16 protein-coding genes are annotated in these 23,226 nt (G+C 67.8%); 9 read left to right on the top strand and 7 right to left on the bottom strand.

Annotation, left to right across the window (positions count from 1 at the left end; all coding sequences use genetic code 11):
- Position 1: 1 nt before the first annotated feature.
- The 4 genes from BZF61_RS07720 to BZF61_RS07735 all read right to left on the bottom strand — a co-directional run bounded on the left by BZF61_RS07720 (position 2) and on the right by BZF61_RS07735 (position 7,476).
- A complete protein-coding gene (locus tag BZF61_RS07720) occupies positions 2-4,729 on the bottom strand; it encodes an NAD-glutamate dehydrogenase (protein ID WP_086618234.1) in 4,728 nt (1,575 codons plus the stop codon).
- 129 nt (positions 4,730-4,858) lie between these two features.
- On the bottom strand, positions 4,859-5,854 hold the full coding sequence (locus tag BZF61_RS07725) for an LLM class flavin-dependent oxidoreductase (protein ID WP_086618236.1): 996 nt from the start codon (positions 5,852-5,854) through the stop codon (positions 4,859-4,861).
- Positions 5,851-6,732: a tetratricopeptide repeat protein gene (locus tag BZF61_RS07730; RefSeq protein WP_245804543.1), complete on the bottom strand. Its 882-nt coding sequence runs from the start codon at positions 6,730-6,732 to the stop codon at positions 5,851-5,853. Before BZF61_RS07730 ends, BZF61_RS07725 begins: the two co-directional genes overlap by 4 nt.
- A gap of 9 nt (positions 6,733-6,741) precedes the next feature.
- Positions 6,742-7,476 carry an alpha/beta fold hydrolase gene (locus BZF61_RS07735; RefSeq protein WP_169711951.1) on the bottom strand — a complete coding sequence of 245 codons (735 nt, stop codon included), beginning with the start codon at positions 7,474-7,476 and terminating at the stop codon, positions 6,742-6,744.
- Positions 7,477-7,557: 81 nt separating this feature from the next.
- On the opposite strand from BZF61_RS07735, the gene BZF61_RS07740 reads away from it, so the two are divergent.
- From BZF61_RS07740 to BZF61_RS07750, 3 genes are all read left to right on the top strand, one after another.
- Positions 7,558-9,231 (top strand): alkaline phosphatase D family protein, encoded by a 1,674-nt coding sequence (locus BZF61_RS07740; protein WP_086618321.1) that lies wholly within the window; start codon positions 7,558-7,560, stop codon positions 9,229-9,231.
- A gap of 252 nt (positions 9,232-9,483) precedes the next feature.
- A complete protein-coding gene (gene thrS, locus BZF61_RS07745) occupies positions 9,484-11,484 on the top strand; it encodes a threonine--tRNA ligase (RefSeq protein ID WP_086618239.1) in 2,001 nt (666 codons plus the stop codon).
- Between the two features lie 10 nt (positions 11,485-11,494).
- Positions 11,495-12,238: a TSUP family transporter gene (locus tag BZF61_RS07750; protein ID WP_086618240.1), complete on the top strand. Its 744-nt coding sequence runs from the start codon at positions 11,495-11,497 to the stop codon at positions 12,236-12,238.
- 1 nt (position 12,239) lies between these two features.
- On the opposite strand, the gene BZF61_RS15750 is transcribed toward BZF61_RS07750, so the two are convergent.
- Genes BZF61_RS15750 through BZF61_RS07760 form a run of 3 tightly spaced genes read right to left on the bottom strand, consistent with a single transcriptional unit; the run spans position 12,240 to position 15,104 of the window.
- Complete coding sequence (locus tag BZF61_RS15750) at positions 12,240-12,380, bottom strand: hypothetical protein (RefSeq protein WP_158094073.1); 141 nt, start codon at positions 12,378-12,380, stop codon at positions 12,240-12,242.
- Positions 12,381-12,415: 35 nt separating this feature from the next.
- Positions 12,416-13,396, bottom strand: a complete 981-nt coding sequence (locus tag BZF61_RS07755; protein WP_086618242.1) for an agmatine deiminase family protein — start codon at positions 13,394-13,396, stop codon at positions 12,416-12,418.
- A 4-nt stretch (positions 13,397-13,400) separates the two neighbouring features.
- The gene (locus BZF61_RS07760) at positions 13,401-15,104 is read right to left on the bottom strand and encodes a M28 family metallopeptidase (RefSeq protein ID WP_086618243.1); all 1,704 of its coding nucleotides are present in this window, start codon (positions 15,102-15,104) and stop codon (positions 13,401-13,403) included.
- Positions 15,105-15,243: 139 nt separating this feature from the next.
- Between BZF61_RS07760 and glnE the strand changes: the two genes are divergently transcribed.
- The 6 genes from glnE to BZF61_RS07790 all read left to right on the top strand — a co-directional run bounded on the left by glnE (position 15,244) and on the right by BZF61_RS07790 (position 23,200).
- A complete protein-coding gene (glnE, locus tag BZF61_RS07765; RefSeq protein ID WP_086618245.1) occupies positions 15,244-18,000 on the top strand; it encodes a bifunctional [glutamate--ammonia ligase]-adenylyl-L-tyrosine phosphorylase/[glutamate--ammonia-ligase] adenylyltransferase in 2,757 nt (918 codons plus the stop codon).
- Positions 17,997-18,470, top strand: coding sequence for a peroxiredoxin (locus BZF61_RS07770; RefSeq protein ID WP_086618247.1), 474 nt, complete (start codon positions 17,997-17,999; stop codon positions 18,468-18,470). The genes glnE and BZF61_RS07770 overlap by 4 nt, the downstream gene beginning before the upstream one ends.
- Positions 18,471-18,478: 8 nt before the next feature.
- Positions 18,479-19,270 (top strand): ferritin-like domain-containing protein, encoded by a 792-nt coding sequence (locus BZF61_RS07775; protein WP_086618249.1) that lies wholly within the window; start codon positions 18,479-18,481, stop codon positions 19,268-19,270.
- Positions 19,271-19,399: 129 nt separating this feature from the next.
- Positions 19,400-20,125 (top strand): M23 family metallopeptidase, encoded by a 726-nt coding sequence (locus BZF61_RS07780; RefSeq protein ID WP_245804544.1) that lies wholly within the window; start codon positions 19,400-19,402, stop codon positions 20,123-20,125.
- Positions 20,126-20,369: 244 nt separating this feature from the next.
- Positions 20,370-21,911, top strand: a complete 1,542-nt coding sequence (locus BZF61_RS07785; RefSeq protein ID WP_211276738.1) for an acyl-CoA synthetase — start codon at positions 20,370-20,372, stop codon at positions 21,909-21,911.
- Entirely contained in the window at positions 21,908-23,200 is a 1,293-nt protein-coding gene (locus BZF61_RS07790; RefSeq protein WP_086618253.1) for a cytochrome P450, read from the top strand. Before BZF61_RS07785 ends, BZF61_RS07790 begins: the two co-directional genes overlap by 4 nt.
- Positions 23,201-23,226 lie beyond the last annotated feature (26 nt).

Genomic DNA, 23,226 nt, shown 5'->3' on the forward strand with positions numbered 1-23,226 from the left:
CCTACCTCTCCAGCAGGTTCCGCGCCTGACTGGCGATCTGGGCGAGCATGACCGCACCGACCGGCGGCTGGGCCTGGGCACGGGCGATCATCGCGCGCAGCTGGCTCACGCCCGTCTCGTTGCGCGTCGCCCAGTCATTGACGGCTGCAAGCGGATCGGACTTGCCGAGCCGGGTGCGCATCAGCCGCCGCAGGAACTCGATTCGCATCTGCTGGAAATCACGCGCCAGGCCCGATACCAGCAGCCGCTCCCACACGTCCGAGGGAATCATGTGCGCCGCCGTGCCCTGCGCCCAGTCGAGGCCGAGCCGCGTGCCGATGGCGGTGAAGGCGTGGGTCAGCTGCTTGGCATCGATCCCGGTATCCCGCGCGGTCTGGGCAAGGCCCACCGCCCCGTCGAAATCGAACAGGTTGGCAACCCGGGCCGCCAGCGCTTCGGAAGCGCCGAGGACCACAAAGCTGTCGCGCAGCGCCAGCGAGCGCGCGCGCGGCTCGGCGGTGAGCAATTCCTCGCGTCCCGCCACAAGTTCGGTCACCGCACCCGACAACGCCGCGACCATCGCTCCGGCAGCGACCTTGCCGGCCGCAGTGCGCAGCACATCGGACATGAGATTGCCGACCGCCGCCGCCAGCCGGTCGAACAGCGCAAGCCGCGCCGCTTCCGGGATCGCCGCCTCGTCGAGCTCGCGCCACAGCGCATCCAGCCCGAACAGCTGCTCGGCCACCACGAAGGCGCCCGCGACCTCGGCCAGGCCCACGCCTTCCTCCTCGGCCAGTTCGAAGGGATGAACCATCCCGACCCGGTTGACGATGCGGTTGGCAAGGCTGGTCGCGATCATCTCGCGGCGCAACCGGTGGGTGCGGATCTCGGCGGCATAGGGCTTGCGCATCGCCGAGGGGAACCGCGCGATGAGCAGCGGTTCGAGCACCGGATCGTCGGGCAGGGCGCTCGCCTCGATGGCCGACTGGAGCGCCAGCTTGGCCGAGGACAGCAGCACCGCCAGTTCGGGGCGGGTCAACCCCTGCCCGTCGGCAGCCCGGCGCAGCAGCGTCTCGCCATCGGCAAGGCCTTCGGTGCGACGGTCGAAATCGCTCACTTCCTCCAGCCGCTCGATCAGGCGGACATAGGAGGCGCTCGCCGCCGGCCCGCCGGTTTCGGCGACCGACAACGCCAGCGCCTGCAGGCGGTTGTCCTCGAGCACGAGCCGGCCCACCTCGTCGGTCATCGCCGCCAGCAGCGTGTTGCGCTTCTTGCCCGACAGCTTGCCCTCGCGCAGCGCGGCGGCCAGCGCGATCTTGATGTTGACCTCGTTGTCCGAGCAGTCGACCCCGGCGGAATTGTCGATGAAGTCGGTGTTGATGCGCCCGCCCTTCAGCGCAAAGGCGATGCGCCCGGCCTGGGTCACGCCGAGGTTCGCGCCCTCGCCGATCACCCGCGCACCGACTTCGTCCGCATCGACGCGGATCGCGTCATTGGCCGGATCGCCCACCTGGATGTTGTTTTCTTGCGGGGCCTTCACATAGGTGCCGATCCCGCCGAACCACAGCAGATCCACCTTGGCGCGCAGGATCGCGGAGATCAGCGCCTCGGGCTCGATCTCCTTTTCGGCGATGCCGAGCAGATCGCGCGCCTGCTTCGACAGCTTGATGCGCTTGGAGGCGCGGGAGAACACTCCACCGCCCTTCGAGATCAGCGCGGGATCATAGTCCTCCCAGCTCGAACGCGGCAGTTCGAACAGGCGCTTTCTTTCCTTCCAGCTTGCCAGCGGATCGGGCGAGGGATCGAGGAAGATGTTGCGGTGATCGAAGGCGGCCACCAGCTTTATCGCCTGGGACAGCAGCATCCCGTTGCCGAACACGTCGCCCGACATGTCGCCGCAGCCCGCGACGGTAATGCTGTCCTTCTGGACATCGATCCCCATCTCGCGGAAGTGGCGCTGCACGCTTACCCACGCGCCGCGCGCGGTAATGCCCATCGCCTTGTGGTCATAGCCGTTGGAGCCGCCGCTGGCGAAGGCATCGTCGAGCCAGAAACCGCGCGACTGGGCGATGCGGTTGGCCACGTCGGAGAAGGTCGCGGTGCCCTTGTCGGCGGCGACCACGAAATAGGGGTCTTCCCCGTCGAGCACCTGCACCGCCTCAGGGTGCACCACGCGCCCCTCGACGATGTTGTCGGTGACCGACAGCAGCGCGCGGATGAAGATCTCATAGGACGCGCGGCCCTCGGCGGCCCAGCCCTCGCGATCCAAGGCGGGCGAAGGGAGCTGCTTGGGATAGAAACCGCCCTTGGCACCGGTTGGCACGATCACCGCGTTCTTGACGCGTTGGGCCTTCATCAGGCCGAGGATCTCGGTGCGGAAATCGTCACGCCGGTCCGACCACCTCAGGCCACCGCGCGCCACTGCGCCGGAGCGCAGGTGGATCCCCTCGACGCGGGCGCTGTAAACGAAGATCTCGCGCCACGGCACCGGCTTGGGAAGATTGGGGACCAGGCTCGAATCGATCTTGAACGCCAAGGCCTCCGCAGCCGCAGGGGCGAAGGCATTGGTGCGCAGCACCGCGTCGATCACCGCGCGGTAGAGCCGCAGCAGGCGGTCATCATTGATCGCGGTGACCTTGGCAAGGCCACGGGTGAAGGCGCCTTGTGCGGCCGCGACGGCTTCCCCGCGGTCGCCCTTGAAGGCGGGATCGTGGCGGGCGGTCAGCAGATCGATCATCGCCCGCGTCACCGAAGCCGCGCCGGCGAGCGCATCGACCACGGTGTAGATCGTATAGCTCACCCCGGTCTGGCGCAGGTAGCGATAGATCGCCCGCAGCCAGTTGGCCTCGCGCGGGGTCAAGCCGATGGCGGTTATCAGGCGGTTGAAGGGATCATCCTCGGCCACGCCATTGAGCACGTCGGCGAGCGCATTCTCGATCAGGGTGGCGCGCGTCAGCAGCGTGCTGGCGTCGAACCCGGCGGGGACCGCGAGCTGGAAGTCGTGGATCGATCCGAGTGCCGGATCGGTCAGGAAGGTCGGGATTTCGGCGGTCACGCGGAAGCCGAAATGCTCGAGCGCCGGCACCGCATCGGACAGCGCGAGGCGGCCGCGCGCGACGTAGATCTTGAGCCGCAGTGCATCCGCGCCGTCGCTGTCCATCCGGTAAAGGCGCGTCGCGCGGTCGGCCGCGGGGTGGGCTGCATCGCCCCCGCGCTCGCTATCGCCAAGCGCCAGGGTGCGCAGTTTGGCGATGTCGCGCGCGGCTTCGAGAGGGCCGTAGTCGAGGCGGTAGCCGGTCGGGAAGGCAGGGGCGTAGCGCACGGCCAGCATCGCGGCGCGGCCCTCGTCCCCGTCGGCGGCGAGGTGGGTCTCGACCGCCTCGTTCCAGCCGCGCAGCATGTCCACCAGCTGCGCCTCGATCCGCGCCGGATCGGGAAGATGATCGCAGGCGCGCACGTCGATCAGGAAGCGCAGCAGCGCAAGGTTGCTGCCCTCGACCTGAAGGCTCCAGTCGAGCAGGGCCGTGCCCGGCGTCGCCAGCAGCATCGCCTGCACCCGCAGGCGGACATCGGTGGAGAGCTGGTCGCGCGGGAGCCACACGAAGGCGAACAGGTGACGCTCGAGCGTTCCGGGCAGCATCACCAGTCGCGGGCGCGGCCGGTCGATCAGCGCCATCTTGGTGGTGGCGAGTTCGGCGATGCGTCGCGGGCCGAAGGCGATCAACAGGTCATTGGGCAGCGAGGTAAAGGCGTGCACCAGCGCCTTGCCGTTGTGGCCTGATGGATCATAGCCCAGTTCGGCGGTGAGATCGGCGAGCGCGCGGCGCAGCACCGGGACTTCGCCCGGCGGCGCGTTGAGCGCGGCGCTGGTCCACAGCCCGGCGTGGATCGAAAGCGCGGTGATGCCCCCCTCCTCGCGCACCGGGACGACGAACAAGTCGAGCGGGCTGGCGCGGTGGACGCGCGACTGGATGTTGGCCTTGATCACCAACAGCGTCCGCGGCCGGCCCTCGGCCTCGTGGCGATCGAACCAGTCGAAAGCGCGCGCGATCGAGGCTTCGGCCAGCAATTCGCGGGCCGAGCCGCGGCAGATGCCGAGCACGGCGTCCTCGTGCTTGTCGCGGTAGCGGGTGAGGTGGCCGAGCTGGGTCAGCATCCCGCCACCCAGCCAGGAGAGCAAGGCGCCCGCTTCGGGATCGAGCCGGGCGGCGCGTGCGGCATCCTCGGCCATCACCGCCTGCATCGCCCCCCAGTCGCCGACAGCGGCGCGCACGTCGGCAAGGGTGGTTTGGAGGGCTTCATGCAGCTCGCGGCGCTGGCGTGCATCGGCGCGCGGGGTTTCGACATAGATCAGCGATTCGCGCGCGCCCGCGGCGTTCTTGCCTTCCGACCTGCCCAGCGCGGTGATCACCCCTCCGGCGTCGCGGGTGACAGGCACGACGGGGTGCAGCAGACGGTCAATCGCCAGCCCCTGCGCCGCGATGGTGGCCGCGACCGAATCGACCAGAAAGGGCATGTCGTCATTGATCACCGCGATCCTGAGGCGGCGCTCGCCGGTGTCCGATGCGATGTGGACCAGCGATCCGCCTTCAGCGCGCGGGCTGGCGACACCAAGCAGGAACCGGGCGGCATCGTCCAAGCTCGCCTTGTCGGACGGGCCGTCGCCGGGCAATAGCGAGGCTTCGAGATGTAGGCGCAGGGCCTTGATCAGCGCGGTTTGCGCCGCTGCTGCAGCGGTCTTTGACCCCATATTCGGCTCCTGCCCATCCTGCCTGACCGGCTTGCTCGTCTGTAATTATATTGTGCCGGTTTATTGTAATCGTGTTTTGCGCGATACGCCTTTCGCTTCGTCCTGCCAAGCGTGACGATAAGGTTAGCTCTAGCCAACCAGCGCCTTTTCGCACGCCTCCAGCGTCAGTTCGAGGCTGCGGATGCGCGCTTCGGGTTCGTAGGTCGCGCCGCACAGCATGATCTCGTCGGCCCCGGTGCGGGCGATAAGCGCCGCGATGCCTTCGCGCACCTGCGCCGGGGTGCCCACCGCGCTCGCCTGCCCCAGATGGGCGAGCATCGCTTGCGCGCTGGCGGGCAGGGTGTCGGCATAGCCCGCGACCGGCGGCGGCAGCTTGCCCGGATTGCCGCTGCGCAGCCGCACGAAGCTCTGCTGCTGGGAGGAGGCGAGCAGCCGCGCCTCCGCTTCGGTGTCGGCAGCAAAGACGTTCATGGCGACCATCACCTGCGGCCTATCCAGCGCCGCGGACGGCTGGAAGTCGCGGCGATAGAGAGCGAGCGCTGCGTCGAGATGATCGGGCGCGAAATGGGCAGCAAAGGCATAGGGCAGGCCGAGCCTCGCAGCAAGTTGCGCGCCGAACAGGCTCGATCCCAGCATCCACAGCTCCACCTTCGCACCCAGCCCCGGCGTGGCGGTGATCGGCAGGGCGCAGTCGCCGGTCAGAAGCGCGCGCAGTTCGATCACGTCCTGCGGGAAATATTCGGCGGCCTGATGGAGGTTCTTGCGCAAAGCGCGCTGCAATTCCGGCCCCGCCCCTGGCGCGCGGCCCAGGCCGAGGTCGACCCGCCCCGGGAACAGCGCGTCGAGCGTGCCGAATTGTTCGGCAATCTGGAACGGGGTGTGATTGGGCAGCATGATCCCGCCCGATCCGATGCGAATGGTGCTGGTGGCATGGCCGACATGGGCGAGCACCACCGCGGTCGCCCCGCCGGCGATTCCGTCCATCGCGTGATGCTCGGCCACCCAGAAGCGTTTGCAGCCGATGCGCTCGGCAGCGCGCGCCAGTTCGGCGGTGGCGGCAAAGGCTTCGCTGAGCGTGCCGCCCTCGCGCACGGGAACGAGATCGAGCACGGAAAAACGGGTCATACAGGCGGCTCCTGTTCCTCGGGCGCAGGTTGCGCGGGGGCGGGCGTTTCGGGCGGCGGCCCGAGCTGGGCCAGATAGTCCCTCGCCAGCGTGGCCGCGCGGCTTTCGGGCTGGAGGTTGAGCACCGATTGCCAGCTTGCCCGCGCGGCCTCGTCACGGCCGGAGAGCACGGCGATGACCCCCGCTTCCAGCCCGACTTCGGGATTGGTCGGGGTGAGCTTCGCCGCCGCCTCGATCGCTTGCTGCGCCAGCCCGAGCCGGTCGAGCCGCCGCAGCAGCGTGGCCTTGAGCAGCCAGCCTTCCGCGTTCTCGGGCGCGCGCGCGGTCGCCGCATCGAGCGCCGCGAGGCCTTCCTCGCTGCGCCCGAGGCTGACCAGCGCGCGGGCGCGGTCGATCGCCGCAATCGCTTCGAGCGGGGCTGATCCCGCGGCGCGGGCCTCGGCCTCGGCCTGGGTCAGCAGCCCCACGGCACCGGCCGCATCGCCGCCGGCCAGCGCCGCATTGCCCGCCAGCGCGGCGAACCGGGCGCGGGCGCGCGGCTCGCCCTGCGGCGTCTCGTCATGCGCGGCGAGAAAGGCGATGCGGGCGTCCTCCCACCGGCCCAGCGCGCTGGCTGCGGTGCCGAGGCAGTGGTTGGCAAGCACCCGATCGGCCCCGCTGGTTTCCTGGCGCCGGATCTGCGCCATGGTGTGCGCGCGGGCGGGATCGGCGGCGAGCTGATCGAGGCAGGTCTGGAGCCAGGCGCTGGTTGGGCTGACAACTTCTTGCTCGGCCCTGTCCCGGCGCGCGGGCCGGCTGCGCACCAGATCATCGTCCGGCATCGCCCCGCCGGTGGGATCGGGGCCAACCTGAAGCAACAAGGCGAGCAACAACGACACGCTTGCGTCCTATTCGTAGAAGCCGGCCACGATGGCCTTGAGAGTGGCAATATCGCTGTCACGCGACAGGCGATGATCGCCGTCCTCTATCAGCGTCACCTGAACGTCAGCCGACCGGAGCGCGGCCTTGAGCCGCAGCGAAATCTCCCACGGCACCTCGGCATCCCGCTGGCCGTGGATCAGCCGCACCGGGCAGGTGATGTCGATCGGCCCGTCAAGCCGCACATGGCATTCGGCATCGGCGAAGAAGCCGGGGTGGGTCGGGGTCGGCTCGGGCCCGTAGGGGTTGGGTTGATAGAGGATCTTGCCCGCCGCGAGGCTAGCACGCTGTTCCTCGGAATAGCCCCAGCGGGTGAAATCGGGGGCAGGGGCGATCCCGATCAGCCCTGCGAGGCGGTGCCTGAGATGCTCGGCCACCAGCAGCATCAGCCACCCGCCCATCGAGGAGCCGACCAGCAGCACCGGCCCGCTGACATAGGAGGCGACCAGCGCCAGCACCTCGTCGCGCCACCGGCTCAGCTTCCCCTCGGCAAAATCGCCCGCGCTCTGCCCGCAGCCCGAATAGTCCATCAGCAGGCAGGCGCGCCCTTGCGCCTGTGCCTCGGCGAACAGCGCAGTGGCCTTGGTGCCGCTCATATCGGACATATATCCCGGCAGAAACACCAGGCATGGTCCGGTTCCGGGGGTGAAACGGAAGGCAATCTGCCGGCCATCATAGAGCCTATGGTGCATGACATCGCTCATGGCTTGCTCCATGCCTTGCGCCGATGGGCTGGCGCAAGCATTGTCATGCAAGCGCAACCGGAAAGGATTATTCGCGCCGCCATGCTCAAGACCGACGATCCCGTTGCCCAACCGGCGGCCGCACCCACCGCGCTCACCCGGCGCGGCCTGTTCACGCTCGCGGGCGCATCGGCGGCGCTGGCCGCTACCCCGCTCGCCGCGCGCAGCTTCGGCACCGGTTTCACCCACGCGGTGGCCAGCGGGGAGCCTGCAACCGACAGGGTGCTGCTGTGGACCCGCTACGTCTCGGATGCGCCGGCCTATCTCGCCTGGGAAATGAGCGAGACCGAGGATTTCGCCCGCATCGTCGCCGAGGGCAGCAGCGGCAGGCCCGCCGGGCCGGACAGCGATTATTGCGTCAAGGCCTGGGCCGACGGGCTCGCGCCGGGGCGCTGGTATTTCTACCGCTTCATCGCCCCCGACGGGACGAGCTCGCCGGTCGGCCGCACCCGCACCCTGCCCGCGGCCGGCGTGCAGAAATTCCGAATGGCGGTGTTTTCCTGCTCGAACTACGGGTTCGGCTGGTTCAATGCCTATGGCCATGCCGCCGAGGCCAATGACTGCGATCTCGCGGTGCATCTGGGTGATTACATCTATGAATATGGCGCCGGCACCTATCCCGATAGCAGGCAGGGCGTTGCCGAGCGGATGATCGAACCGGCCTGGGAGATCGTCACCCTCGTCGATTATCGCCTGCGCTACGCCACCTACCGCGCCGATCCCGACTGCCAGCGCCTGCACCAGGTGCTGCCGATGATCGCGGTGTGGGACGATCACGAGACCGCCAACGACAGCTGGAAGGACGGGGCGCAGAATCACCAGCCGGATAAGGAAGGCGACTGGGCTACCCGCAAGGCGATTGCCAAACGGGTCTATCGCGAATGGATGCCGGTTTCCGATGAAGCCTATGGCGCCTATCAGGTGGGCGATCTGGCCACCCTGTTCAAGCTCGACACGAGGCTGGAGGGTCGCGAGCAGCAGTTCAGCCTTGAACGCGTGCTGGCCGGACAAAAGGATCCGCACGGCGCGATGCAAGCCCTCAATCGATTCCGCGACGGGGACTGGGCCAATCCGGATCGCCAGTTGCTCGGACAGGCACAGGAAGCCTGGCTGGTCGAGGGTCTCAAGGCTTCGCGCGCGAGCGGGACCGCGTGGCAGGTGCTGGTGCAGCAGGTGCTGATGGGCAATCTCAGAACCCCGGTCAGCCTTATCGACCAACTTGGCGATGCACTGCCCGACTTTATCAGCCAGCGTCTCAAGGCCGCGGCCATGGCGAGCCAGGTCGGGCTGCCGTCGAACATGGACGCGTGGGACGGCTACCCCGCCGCGCGCGCGCGGGTATTCAGGGCCGCGCTGGATGCCGATGCCAACCTGCTGGTGCTGGCGGGCGACACCCATAACGGCTGGGCCTTCGAACTGGCGCAGGATCGGGCCAGGGTGGGCGTGGAACTGGGGGTCTGTTCGGTCAGCTCGCCGGGGTTCGAAACCTATCTGACCTTCATCAAGCCCGCCGATCTGGCAAGCGCGCTGGTGAGCACCAACCCCCAGCTGCAATGGGCCGACACCGCGCAGCGCGGCTACATGGCCGTGGAGCTGACCCCGACGCGGGCTGTCACCGAATACCGCTTCTCCAGCAGTGTGAAGCAACGTTCGACCAAGCTCGCGGGGACAAGGCTGATCGCCACCGAGAAGGGCTCGCGCAAGCTCGCCGTTTAGGCGGCACATCCGATAATGACATCGCCAGCCTGTGCGTCTAGAAGGCGGCCCATGGCCGCGTTGGTCCCCACCGCCCTGACCACCACCACCCGGACGACCATCCGGGGGCGGCGGCGCGCGGGTTAGGCCCGGCCGCCCGTCGCCCGGATCGGGGCGGCGCGGTGTCCCTCCCGAACCGGTTTGCGTGCAACACCGCTCTTCCGGTGCGCCCCTGCTTGTCCTAAGGCGCGCCAAACCAGACGGATGTGAACGATGACGCAATTGCTCAAGATCAGCCTGCCCGACGGCTCGGTGCGCGAAGTGCCCCCCGGCTCGACCCCGGCGGACATTGCCGCGGCGATCGGTCCGGGCCTTGCCAAGGCGGCACTGGCAGCGCGCGTGAACGGGGAGCTGCGCGATCTTGGCCGTCCCTTCGACGGCGATGCAGAGCTTGCGCTGGTGACCAGCCGTGACGAGGCCGATGCGCTCGCACTCGCGCGCCATGACTATGCCCATGTCCTGGCCGAGGCGGTGCAGGCGCTGTGGCCCGGCACCCAGATCACCTTCGGCCCGGCAACCGAGGACGGGTTCTATTACGACGTCAAGGCGCCCGACAGCCGCGAGCCTTTCGGCATGGATGATCTTCCGGCCATTGAAGAAAAGATGCGCGAGATCATCCGTGCCGACAAGCCGCTGCGCCGCGAGGTGTGGAGCCGTGAACAACTCATCGCCAAATGGAAGGCCGAGGGTGAAACCTTCAAGGCCGAATGGGCTGCCGAACTGCCCGAGGGCGAGGAGCTGACGGTCTATTGGTCCGGCGATGACTGGCTCGACATGTGCCGCGGCCCGCACCTGCCCAGCACCGGCAAGCTCGATCCCGATGCCTTCAAGCTGATGCGCGTCGCCGGAGCCTACTGGCGCGGTGATCAGAATAATGCCCAGCTGACCCGCATCTACGGCACGGGCTGGCTCAACAAGAAGCAGCTTCAGGCACACCTCACGCGGCTGGAAGAGGCGGCCAAGCGCGATCACCGCAAGCTGGGACGCGAGATGGGCCTGTTCCACCTGCAGGAAGAGGCCCATGGCAGCGTGTTCTGGCACCCCAAGGGCTACCGCATCTGGCGCGAGCTGGAAGCCTATATGCGCCGCAAGATCGACGCTGCGGGCTACCGCGAGATCAAGACCCCGCAGCTGATGGACGTGCGCCAGTGGACCCAGTCGGGCCACTGGGGCAAATATGCACAGAACATGTTCGCTGTTCCCGACATCGTGCCCGAAGTTGATGAAGAATCGGGCATTGCCGCGCCCAAAGTGGCCGATGATGCTTCGTGGATGGCGATCAAGCCGATGAACTGCCCGGCGCACGTGATGGTGTTCAAGCAGGGCATCACCTCCTATCGTGATCTGCCGATCCGGCTGGCCGAGATGGGCTGCTGCCACCGCAACGAGCCGCACGGCGCGCTCCACGGGCTGATGCGCGTGCGCCAGTTCACGCAGGACGACGCGCATATCTTCTGCACCGAGGGACAGGTCGTCTCGGAAGTGCAGGCCTTCATCGCCCTGGCGGATTCGGTCTATCGCGACTTCGGCTTCAGCTATGACATCAAGCTCGCGCTGCGTCCCGAAAAGCGCTTCGGCTCGGACGCCGATTGGGACAAGGCCGAGCAGGAACTGCGCGATGCGGTTGCGGCCAATGGCCTTGCATGCGAGGAGCTGCCGGGCGAGGGGGCCTTCTATGCCCCCAAGCTCGAATGGCACCTGACCGATGCGATCGGACGCACATGGCAGGTCGGCACGATCCAGTCCGACCGCGTGCTGCCCGAGCGGCTCGATGCGCATTACATCGGCGAGGATGGCGAAAAGCATCGCCCGGTGATGCTCCACCGCGCGATCTTCGGGAGCTATGAACGCTTCATCGGCATCCTGATCGAGCATTTCGCGGGCAAGCTGCCGACATGGCTCGCCCCGGTGCAGGCGGTGGTCGCAACGATCGTCTCGGACGCGGATCCCTATGCCGATCACGTCGCGCGCCAGCTGCGCGCGGCGGGCATCCGGGTCGAAACGGACCTCCGCAACGAGAAAATCAACTACAAGGTGCGCGAACACGCGCTGGCGAAGGTTCCGCACCTGCTGGTGGTCGGCAAACGCGAGGCCGAGGACGGCACCGTTGCGCTCCGCACGCTGGGTGCCGAACACCAGAAGGTGATGCCGCTGGCCGAGGCCGTCGCGATGCTCAAGGCCGAAGGCACGCCGCCCGATCTCGCCGCAGGCTGAAGCACAGGCCATGGGCCTGCTGGCGGGCTTCACCGCGCTGCAACTCGCTGTTGCAGTGCTCGCCGCGCTCGGCGCAAGTTTCGTGCGCGGCCTGACCGGCTTCGGCATGGCGATCCTGCTGGTGCCGGTGCTGGCGCTGGCGCTGCCGCCGGTCGAAGCGGTGGTGATGGGCAATGGTCTTTCGTTGCTGATCGGCCTCACCGAAATCCCCCGGCTGGTGCGCGATGCCGAGCGCAGCGCGTGGAGCATCTGCGCGCTGGTGGTGCTGGCAACCCCGCTCGGGCTTGTCGCGCTGACGGTGACCGGTGCGGACACGGCGCGGCTGGTGATCGCGCTGATCGCGCTGAGCGCCTTCGCCGCTATCCTGCTGCCGCGCCGTTCGGCTGCGGTGCCGGGGCCGCTGGCGACCGGTGCGGTTGGCGTGGTGAGCGGGTTGATGACGGGCTATGCCGGGATGCCGGGGCCGCCGGTGGTGCCCTATTACGCGGGGCGCGCTTTGCCGCGGATCACCATAAAGGCCTCGATGCTGCTGATCTTCACCATTGCTGCCGGAGCGGGGCTGGCCGCGGCGGGCTGGATGGGGCTGCTGCGTGCCGAGCTGATGCTGTTCGCGCTGGCGCTCTTGCCCGTGATCCTGATCGGCAACCGGATTGGCCTGGCGGTATCGGGACGGATCAGCGATCCCGTCTGGCGCGGGTTGGTGGGGGTGGTGCTGGGCGCGGCAGCGGTGGGGGCAGTGGTGCGGCTGCTCTAGCTCAGAGCGGCAGAAAAGGCTGGCGCGCGAGGATCAGCGCGGCGGCGCAACCGAGCACGATCAGGGCGCGCGCAACTTCAAGCCGGTCGATCCGGCCGGAGGCAGCGGCAAACGGGGCAGCAAGGGCGATCGCACGATTCATCCACCGCACCATCGCCCCAAATTCCTAACGAAGCGTTAAGCAGTCGGCATCTGCTGGCTGGCGCAGTGGAAGCCCCCGCCACCCGCCAGCACCGCCTCGCCCGGCAGACCGATCGTCTCGCGATCGGGGAACAGCGCGGCGATCGCGGCGACGCCTGCGGCATCGTGGGGGCTGCCGAAGGTCGGCACCACCACCAGATTCGTGGTGATCGCGAAGTTCACATAGCTCGCCGGTTCGATCGCCCCGTCGCGGGTCAGCAGGCCGGGCGAGGGGATGCGCACCACTTCGCAGCCGAATGCCTCGGCGCGCGCGGCGGCATCGGCATAGATCGCGGCATTAGGATCGTCCTTGCCGGTGGCCACGGGCACCACGAGACGATTGGGGGCAACGAAGCGGGCGAGATTGTCGACATGGCCGTCAGTATGATCGTTGATCAAACCCTCGCCCAGCCACAGCACCCGCCTGAAGCCGAGCTGCGCGGCCAGTTCCACCTCGATTTCAGCGCGAGACATGTGCGGATTGCGGTTGGGGTTCAAAAGGCATTGCTCCGTGGTGGCCACCAGCCCCGTCCCGTCGCCGTCGACCGCTCCGCCTTCGAGGATCATCGGCGTGGTCGTCACCTCCAGCCCGGCATCGCGCGCCAGCTCGGCGCCGATCTCCTCATCGCCCGGCATCCGATATTTGCCGCCCCAACCGTTGAAGCCAAACCGCCGCGCGCTGCGCGTGCCGTCCGCCGCGCGCACCACCAGCGGGCCGGTGTCGCGCAGCCAGATATCGCCATAGACGCGGCGTTCGAGGACCACCTTGCTGCTCAACAGCTGGCGCGCGCGGGCCTCGTTGGCCTCGTCGCGCACCAGCAGTCGCACTGCCTGCCCGCTCTCTGCCACGGCGCTGGCAAAGGCAGCGATCTGCACCTGTGCGGGTTCGAGCCAGCCGGGCCACTCCTCGGCGAGATGCGGGAAGCCGATCCAGATCCAGTCCTGCGGCGCCCATTCGGGGGGCATCAGCGCGGTCATGCGATCAGCAGCCCTTCTCGCTCGCCTTGCAGCTTTCGTCCCGGATCGCGCGGAATTCGTCGCCCTCGTTCCAGTTCGGCCAGCTAGTGCTCATCGCCATCATCCGCCCCAGCCGGTAGTAGAGCTGCAGGTCGGCCATCACGCCCGACCAGTCCCAGCTCTCGTCGAACTCGTCCTTGGGACCGTGATAGCGCCTTTCGGTGTAGTCTTTGGCGATCGCCTCGCCCGCCGCGCGGCCGCCTTCGATGAGGTCCTGCCCGCCATCGATATAGAGCATCGGCACGCCGAGCTTGGCGAAGGCGAAGTGATCCGAACGGTAGTAGTAGCCGTTTTCGGGCTTGGGATCGGGGGTCACGCTGCGCCCATCGGTCTTGAGCGCGGCATCGAGGAACCGGTCGAGCGCCGACTTGCCGAAGCCGACTGCGGTCACGTCCTTGGCCGGGCCAGCCATCTGCAGCGCGTCCATGTTCACCCCGCCGACGGTCTGCGCCAGCGGAAAGATCGGATGGGCGGCGTAGTAATGCGCGCCGAGCAAGCCGGATTCCTCGGCCGTCACCGCGAGGAACACAAGGCTGCGGCGCGGCGGGCCGGCCTTGGCGTGGGCCTCAGCCAGGGCGACCAGCGCGGCGGTGCCGGTGGCATTGTCGATCGCGCCGTTACAGATGTCGTCCCCGTCAGGCGCAGGCGTGCAGCGCCCCAAGTGATCCCAGTGCGCGGTGTACAGGACATATTCCTCCGGCGCCTCGCTCCCCGGCAGGATGCCGATGATGTTGTGCGACTTGAAGCTGCGCACATCGTTCTCGAAGCTGGTCGAGGCTGTGATGCCGAGCGGTACGGGCTTGAAACCCTTCATCTGCGCGGCCTTGGTGAGCGCGTCGAGATCCTGCCCTGCCGCCTTGAGCATGGCACGCGCCGCGCCTTCCGTGATCCAGCCATTCATCTGGGTGAGCGGCGGGGCATTGTCGCCGCGCTGGGCATAGGCCTGCGGGCCGGTCCACGAGCTTTCAACGACATTCCAGGCATAGGCGGCCGGCGCGGTCTGGTGGATAATCAGCGCCCCCGCCGCGCCCTGCCGCGCGGCTTCCTCGAACTTGTAGGTCCAGCGGCCGTAATAGGTCATCGCCCTGCCGTTGAAGGGCCCGTCCAGCCCTTCGGTCTGCCAGTCGGGATCATTAACGAGGATCACCACCGTCTTGCCCTTCACGTCGAGCCCGGCGTAGTCGTTCCAGCCCTTTTCCGGCGCATTGATGCCGTAGCCGACGAACACCAGCTCGCTGTCCTCGAGGCTGGTCTTTGCCTCCTCGCGATAAGTGACGCCGACCCAGTCCTTGCCGAAAGCGAGGGATTGCGTGCCGGCTTTGCCGGTGACGGTGAGCGGGGCGTAGTTCTTGCCGGTAATCTCCACCAGCGGGACTTCCTGCACCCAGCTCTCGCCATTGCCGGGCTTGAGGCCTGCCGCCTTGAAGCGTTCGGTGAGCAGGGCGATGGTCTTTTCCTCGCCCGGGGTGCCCGGCATCCGGCCTTCGAAGGCGTCGCTCGCGAGCAGGCGGGTGACATCCTTGATGGTCGCCTCGGCGATGTCGCCCGCGTCCACTTCGGGAATGTCGAGCGCAGCAGGGGCGCCGGAAAGGCCGGGCATCGCATCGCAGGCCGCCACCGCCAGCGCGCCGGCCAGCAGGGTTCCCAGGACAGTCCACTTTTTCGTCATCACGCTTTCCTCTGTATCGCTGTCGCGCGCCTCAATTGCAGAGGCAGGGGCGGGGCGCAAGCACGCCTCGAGCCGGTGCGGCGGCACGGTGCGAACCGCCTCTTGCAGGGATCGCCCGCTGCGGCCAGAGAGGCGTTTGATGGGAGACAGCTCAACCCCCGACTGGCACGGCGCGCTCGCCCGCGCCCGCGCCCATGCGCCATTTCTGGCACGCGCGCTCGATCGCCAGCCCGAACTCGCGGCACTGCTGGCGGCGGGCGAGGGCGAAGCGGCGCTGGCGCTGGCGCGTTCCCACAGCGCCCATCCCGACACCGGAGTGGCGCTCAGGCGCGAGCGGCTGGCGCTCGCGGCAGCGCTGGCGGTGGGCGATCTGGCCGGCGCTTTCCCGCTGGCACGGGTGGTGGCGGAGCTGACCGCCTTTGCCGACCGCGCGCTCGAACGCGCGATCCGCACCGCGATTGCCGAACGCGCGGGCGAGGAGCGCACCGACGGTTTCATCGCGCTCGCGCTCGGCAAACAGGGCGCGGGCGAGCTCAACTACTCGTCCGACATCGATCCGATCTTCCTCTACGACCGCGAGCGCCTGCCGCGTCGCGCCAGCGATGATCCAGGCGAGGCGGCGCAGCGCTATGCCCGGCGGATCGTCGCGCTGCTCGCGGCAAATACCGACGAAGGCTATGCGCTCAGGGTCGATCTGCGGCTGCGGCCCGCCAGCGAGATCAGCCCGCTTGCCGTGCCGGTGGGCACGGCGCTGGCGCATTATCAGGGGCAGGCGCTGGCGTGGGAACGCGCCGCCTTCACCCGCGCCCGCGCCGCGGCGGGGGACATCGCCGCGGGCGAGGACTTCCTCGCCCAGATCCGCCCTTTCGTATGGCGCAGCCAGCTCGATTTCGGCGCGATCGAGGAGATCCGCGTGCTTACCCAGCGCATCCGCGACAGCTACCAAGGCCCGCCTGCTCCCGGTCCGCATTTCGACGTCAAGCGCGGGCGCGGCGGCATCCGCGAGATCGAATTCTACGCCCAGACCCACCAGCTGATCCACGGCGGGCGCGATGTGACACTCAGGGTGCGCGGCACCCGCCATGCGCTCGATGCGCTCGCCGCTGCGGGCTGGATAACGCCCGAAAATGCGCTCGCCCTTGGCGAGGGCTATGATCGGTTGCGCAGCGTCGAACACCGGCTGCAGATGGTGAACGACCGCCAGACCCACAGCCTGCCCGAGGGCGCGGCGCTCGATCAGGTCGCGCGGCTCGACGGGCTGGCCGATGGCGCGGCGCTGGTCGCCGAGCTGACCGCGCTGACCGCCCGCACCGCAGCGATCTACGAACAGCTGATCGGCGCGCCCGAGGCGGCCCCGGTTCCGGTCGCCGTTGCCAGCGATCTGGCGCACGAACTCGCTGCGCTCGGGTTCGAGGAGCCTGAAACGCTCGCCGAGCGGATCGAGAGCTGGCGCGACGGGCGGCACGCGGCGATCCGTTCGCCGCAGGCTGTGGCGGCGTGGGACCGGCTGGCCCCGGCGCTGCTCAAGGCCATCGCTCGCAGCGACGATCCGCCCCGCGCGCTGACCCGGTGGGAGCGGATACTCGAAAGCGTGCCGAGCGCGATCACCACTTTCCGCCTGCTGGTCGCCCGCCCGCACCTTATCGACCGGTTGGTGGCTGCGCTCACACTGGCGCCGGTGCTCGCCGATGAACTGGCGAGGAAGCCCGATCTGCTTGACACCCTGCTCGATCGCGGCGCGCTCGATCTGCCGGGCGACATTCCCGCGATCGCCGCAAGGATGCGCGGCGCGGCGGTGCGCGAGGATTACGAGGCGCTGCTCGACGCGATCCGGGTGATCACCGGCGAGATCCGTTTCGCGCTCGGCATCCAGTTGATCGAGGGGCTGGCCGATCCGCTCGACATCGCCCGCGCCCTGTCGCGCACCGCCGAGGCGGCGCTCGATCTGGCGGCGCAGGCCACCATCAGCGAATTCGCCGCCAAGCACGGACGTGTGCCGGGTAGCGAGCTGGTAATCCTCGGTCTCGGACGGCTGGGCGGCGGTGCGCTGACCCACGCTTCCGATCTCGATATTGTCTACCTGTTCACCGGCGATTTTTCCGTGCAATCGGACGGCCCGAGACCGCTGGGCGCGACGGTCTATTACAACCGCCTGGCCAGCCGGGTTTCCGCCGCGCTTTCGGTGCCGACCGCGCAGGGCGCGCTCTACGAGGTCGATACGCGCCTCAGGCCGCAGGGCAATCAGGGGCCGCTGGCGGTGAGCTGCGAGGCTTTCGGCAAATACCAGCGCGAGGCGGCATGGACCTGGGAGCACATGGCGCTGGCCCGCGCGCGGGTGCTGTTCGGCTCCGAACGCGCGCGCGCGGAACTGGACGCGGTGCTCAAGCAGGTGCTTCAGGCCCCGCGCGGGCAAGCCGAACTGCGCGAGGCGGTGCTGGCGATGCGCGCCGAAATGGCCCGCCACAAGCACCCTGGCGGGCCGATCGACGCCAAGCTGCTGCGCGGCGGGCTGGTCGACATCGAATTCCTCGTCCACTACCTGCAGCTCAGGGGGCAGACGGCGAGCGGCGCGCCGCTTGGCGAGAGCCTGCCGCAGGCACTCAATCCCGATCTCGCGGTCGCGATCGGCGGGCTGGTCGAGGCCGGGCTGCTGCCGGCCGAGATCGCCGGACCCCATGCCTTGATGAGCCGAATGCTGGTGGCCGGACGCCTGCTCGCCCCGGACGGCCGCGAGCCCTCGCCCGGCGGGGCGCGCGCACTGGCGAAGGCCTGCGGGCACACGAGCTATGCCGCGCTGCGCGATGCCTTTGCCGCCGCCCGCCAGCAGGTGGCGCAGGCGTGGAAACAAATTCTGGGCACGGACATTCTCGCAAGCGAACAGGAGAACCCCGCATGAGCACCTTCCCCGGCGTCGGCGACGCCATCCCCGACATCGCCATGGAAACCCCCGAGGGCGGCAGCGTGAGGCCGTCCGACTTTGCCGGTTCCAAGCTGGTGATCTTCTTCTATCCCAAGGACGATACCCCCGGCTGCACCACCGAGAACAAGGACTTCTCCGCGCTCAAGGACCAGTTCGAGGCGGCGGGTACCAAGCTGCTCGGGGTCAGCAAGGATCCGCCCAAAAAGCACGCCAAGTTCATCGCCAAGCACGGCCTTACCGTCCCGCTCGCCACCGATGCGGAAGAAGGGGGGCTGTCGGACGCGCTCGGCGTCTGGGCGGAAAAGCAGATGTACGGCAAAACCTACATGGGCATGGTCCGCGCGACCTATCTGGTGGGGCCGGACGGCAAGATCGCGCAGATCTGGGACAAGGTGAAAGTCGCAGGGCACACCGAGGAAGTGCTCGCCGCCGCCAAGGCGCTTTGACACCGCCCATGCAAACCGTCGCCGCGGCGATCCGTGCCGCGCTGCTCACCGCCGGGCCGCGTGCCAAGTGCTTTGCCGCGCGCGAAGTGGCGCGGGCGTGGCGCCGAGGCGCGCTGGCATGGCGGTTTGACGTCGCCATGCCGGATCAGCCCGCCTGGCCCGATGCGCCCGCGCTGCTCCCGCCGAACCGGATGCCCAAGCGGGGCAAGTTCGGATCGGAGCGTGCGCGAATCGCGCTGTGGCACAGTCTGGCGCACATCGAATTCGTCGCGATCGATCTGGCCCTCGACATGGCCGGGCGATTCGGCGCGCAGATGGGCGAGGCATTCGTCGGCGATTTCCTCAACGTTGCCGCCGACGAGGCGATGCACTTTGCGCTGCTGGCACGGAAGCTCGAATCGCTTGGCAGCCATTATGGCGCGCTGCCTGCCCACGCCGGGCTGTGGGAGGCCGCGCACACCACCCGAAACGATGTCGCCGCGCGGCTGGCGGTGGTGCCGATGGTGCTCGAAGCGCGCGGACTCGACGTCACGCCGGCGACGCTGGAGCGGGTAGCCGCGGCGGGCGATGCGGGTGGGGCAAGAATTCTTGCCCGCATCCTTGACGACGAAGTCAGGCATGTCGCGGTTGGCACCAAGCATTTTCTTCGCTGTGCCGAAATGGCGCAGGAAGCGCCGGAGCCCCTGTGGCAGAAGCTCGTAAAACAGCACTTTCGCGGGGTCATTAAGCCGCCGTTCAACGACTCGGCGCGTCTTGCTGCCGGTTTGTCGCGCGAATTTTACGCGTCGATTGCGTCTTAGCGACTCACCCGCATAACCACGATCCCACCAAGGCACGGGTCAGACGTGCTCAATCAAACGAGCGACCCGCCAGTCCTGGCCGGGCCGAAATCGAGGATCGGGTCAGTTATGAAGTTTGCCGTGCGCCAGATGTCGAAAATCGCAGCCTTGTGCTGCGCTGCATTGCTTACCGCCGCCGGCACCACGCCCGCTCTCGCCAATACCGCCAGTTCCGCCAGTGCCAACGCCAGCGCGGATGTCGCCGCGCCGGTGAAGCCCGATCAGGCCGATCCGCTTGCCGCTGGCGACCAGCGCTTCAAGGCGCTGTTTGCCAGCTGGACGGCGCTCGAACGCACCAGCCCGAATGTGGGGGTCGGTGCCCTTGCCGAAACCGCCTATTCCGCGCCCGTCACCCGTCCGACAGTCTCGGTGCCCTCGCGTATGCCGCTGGAGGGCGCTGCGCTGACCAGCGGCTTCGGGATGCGCACACACCCGGTTCTCGGCGGTCGCCGCCAGCACGCCGGGATTGATCTTGCCGCGCCGACCGGCACCCCGGTCTATGCCACCGCCGATGGCCTTGTCGGCCGTGCCGACTGGTATTCGAGCTACGGGCTCTACGTCAGCATCAATCACGGCGCCTCGATGGAAACCCGCTACGCCCATCTCTCGCGCCTCGCGGTCGCTGCCGGCGACAGTGTCAAGAAAGGCGATCTGATCGGCTATGTCGGTTCGACCGGTCGATCGACCGGCCCGCACCTTCATTACGAAGTCCGCATCGATGGGGTTGCAGTAAATCCGATTCCGTATATGGTAGAGAGCGAAGCACAGCTGGCATATGCCCGCGATGCGCGCCTCACCGGCCAAGGTGGTGAGTGAATCGGACGAGATTGCCCGCTGTAAGCGGGCCGGACATTGGAGAGGGTGTCCGAACATGGCGGCGGGTTATCCCGCCGCCTTTTTTCTTGTCCCCCCCCCCGGCAGCCGTGGCACCGCGTTTTCGGTAGCATTTCCCATACCGATTTTGCTTGCGGGCTGTTGCGCTACCGCTAGATTTCATGCCCGAGAATGCCAGCGCGCGCCGCCTACCGGCGCGCCGCTGCGAGGGAGAGAGATCATGTCGATGCACCCGATCGCGCACGCCGCGGCCCGTCCGGATCATCCCGCCGTCATCATGACCGGATCAGGCAAGCAGATCACCTATGGCGCGATGGACGCCGAATCGAACCGCTTTGCGCACCTGCTGCGCGCCCACGGGATCGGAGCGGGCGACGCCTTTGCGGTGCTGCTCGAAAACCGGATCGAATATTTCACCCTGATCTGGGGCTCGCAGCGTGCCGGGACGATGCTGGTGCCGATCTCCTCGCGCCTCACGGCGCCGGAAGCGGCCTATATCATCCGCGATTCGCAGGCGAAGCTGCTGATTACCAGCGGCTCTTTCAGCGGTCTGCTCGATCACATACGCGCCGAGTGCCCCGGTCTTTCGGTGCTGGTGATGGATTCGGGGGACCACGAGGATTTCGCTGCTGCACTGGCGGCCCAGCCCGCCACCCCGATCCCCGATCAGAGCGCCGGCCTGCTGATGCTCTATTCCTCTGGAACCACCGGCCGACCCAAGGGCATCCGTCCGGCTCCGCCGGAAGATCCCGATCCCACCGCGCCGGTTCCGCTGCTGGGCCTTGCGACGCTGGGGATGGGGATGCCAGCGGATGGTTCAATGGTCTATCTTTCCCCCGCCCCGCTCTATCACGCCGCGCCGATCGGCTGGTGCTCGGTCGTCCACCGCCTCGGCGGCACAGTGGTGATGATGGAAAAGTTCGATCCCGAAGCGGCGCTCAAGGCGATCGAGACATACAAGGTCACTGACAGCCAGTGGGTGCCAACCCATTTCGTGCGTTTCCTGCGGCTCGATCCCGAAGTGCGCAGCCGTTACGATCTGTCCAGCCACAAGCGCGCGATCCACGCCGCCGCGCCCTGCCCGGTGCCGATCAAGCGCCAGATGATCGAATGGTGGGGTCCGATCGTGAACGAATATTACGCCGGGAGCGAAATGATCGGGATGACCCTGGTGAAGTCCGAACAATGGCTGATGAAGCCCGGCACGGTCGGGGTGGCGGTGCACGGCAAGATCCATGTCTGCGGGCCAGACGGCGAGGAACTCGGCCCCGATCAGGACGGGTTGATCTTCTTCGAGAACGACAATCTGCCGACCTATCACAACGATCCCGAAAAGACCCGCGAGGCGATGCATCCCAAGGGCTGGATGACGCTGGGCGACATCGGCCATCTGGACAAGGACGGCTTCCTGTTCCTGACCGACCGCAAGAGCCACATGATCATCAGCGGGGGCGTGAACATCTATCCGCAAGAGATCGAGAATCTGCTGGTCACTCACCCCAAGGTGATGGACGCCGCCGTCATCGGCGCGCCTTGCCCTGATCTGGGCGAGAAGGTCGTCGCGGTGGTGCAGCCGCGCAACATGGCTGACGCAGGGCCGGAACTGGAGGAAGAGCTGCGCGCATTTCTCGCGCCGTCGCTTTCGAAGATCAAGATGCCCAAGCTGTTCGACTTCCGCCCCGATCTCCCGCGCGAGGCCAACGGCAAGCTCTACAAGCGCGAACTGCGCGATGAATACGCCGCCAAGGCGAAGGAAGCAGCGGCGTGAGCGGGGTGGCGGTTCTGCCCGGCGACATCGCCCGCCGGGTGATCGATCCGCACGCCTATGCGCAGTGGGACGGGCTGCTCGACACCTTCGACGCGATCCGTGCCACGACCCCGGTCGCCAAGGTCCAGCCGGACACGCCCGGCCTGTTCGAGCCGTTCTGGCTCGTCACCGCCTATGACGATGTGATGCGCATCTCGAAGGACAATGCGACCTTCCTCAACAACCCGCGCCCGGTGGTGTTCAGCTTCAACGAAGCGATCGCGTTCAGCCGCGCCGCGACCGGCTCCAACATGCTGGTCGATTCGCTGGTGGTGTTCGACGCGCCGATCCACCCGAAATATCGCAGGCTGACACAGGACTGGTTCATGCCGAGGAACCTCGCGAAGCTTGAGGGCGAGCTGCGCGCGCTGGCGGCACGGACGATCGACCGGATGATCGAACAGGGTCCGCAGGTCGATTTCGTCAAGCTCGTCTCCGGCCCCTATCCCTTGCGCGTCGTGATGCAGATCCTCGGCGTGCCGCCTCAGGACGAGCCCCGGATGCAGATGCTCACCCAGCAGCTGTTCGGCGGGCAGGACAAGGATCTGTCAGGCTCGGGCATGGAGAACATGACACCCGAACAGGTCGTGCAGATCGTCGCCGGAGCGGTGAAGACCTTTGAGGACTATTTCGCCGCTCTGGCAGAAGATCGCCGCCGCAACCCAACCAACGATGTGGCGAGCGTGATCGCCAATGCGCTGGTGGACGGCCAGCCGCTGCCGCCGCGCGACATGGCGGGCTATTACATCATCGTCGCCACCGCCGGGCACGATACCACATCGGCAAGCACCGCGGGCGCGATGCAGGCGCTGGCCAATGATCCCGAACAATATGCCCGTGTGCGTGCCGATCGCTCGCTGCTCCCAGGCATCGTCGAGGAAGCGATCCGCTGGACCAGCCCGGTGCAGCACTTCATGCGCACCGCTGCCAAAGACGTGGAGATCGGCGGCCAGCAGGTGAAGAAGGGCGACTGGCTGATGATCAACTATGTCGCGGCCAATCACGATCCTGCGCAGTTCCCCGATCCGCGCCGCTTCGACGCCGCCCGCTCGCCCAACCGCCACCTTGCGTTCGGGGCAGGGGCGCACCAGTGCCTTGGCCTGCATCTGGCGCGGCTGGAAATGCGAATCCTGTTCGAGGCGCTGCTCGACCGGGTCGCGGCGGTCGAACCGGCCGGTGAGGCCAAACGCGCCAGCAGCACCTTCGTCGGCGGGCTCAAAACTCTGCCCTTGAGGGTGACAGCGGCCTAGGCAAGGCGCAGTCTGACCGGAAGCGG

This window comes from Erythrobacter tepidarius (assembly GCF_002155695.1).
Classification (GTDB): Bacteria; Pseudomonadota; Alphaproteobacteria; order Sphingomonadales; family Sphingomonadaceae; genus Erythrobacter; species Erythrobacter tepidarius.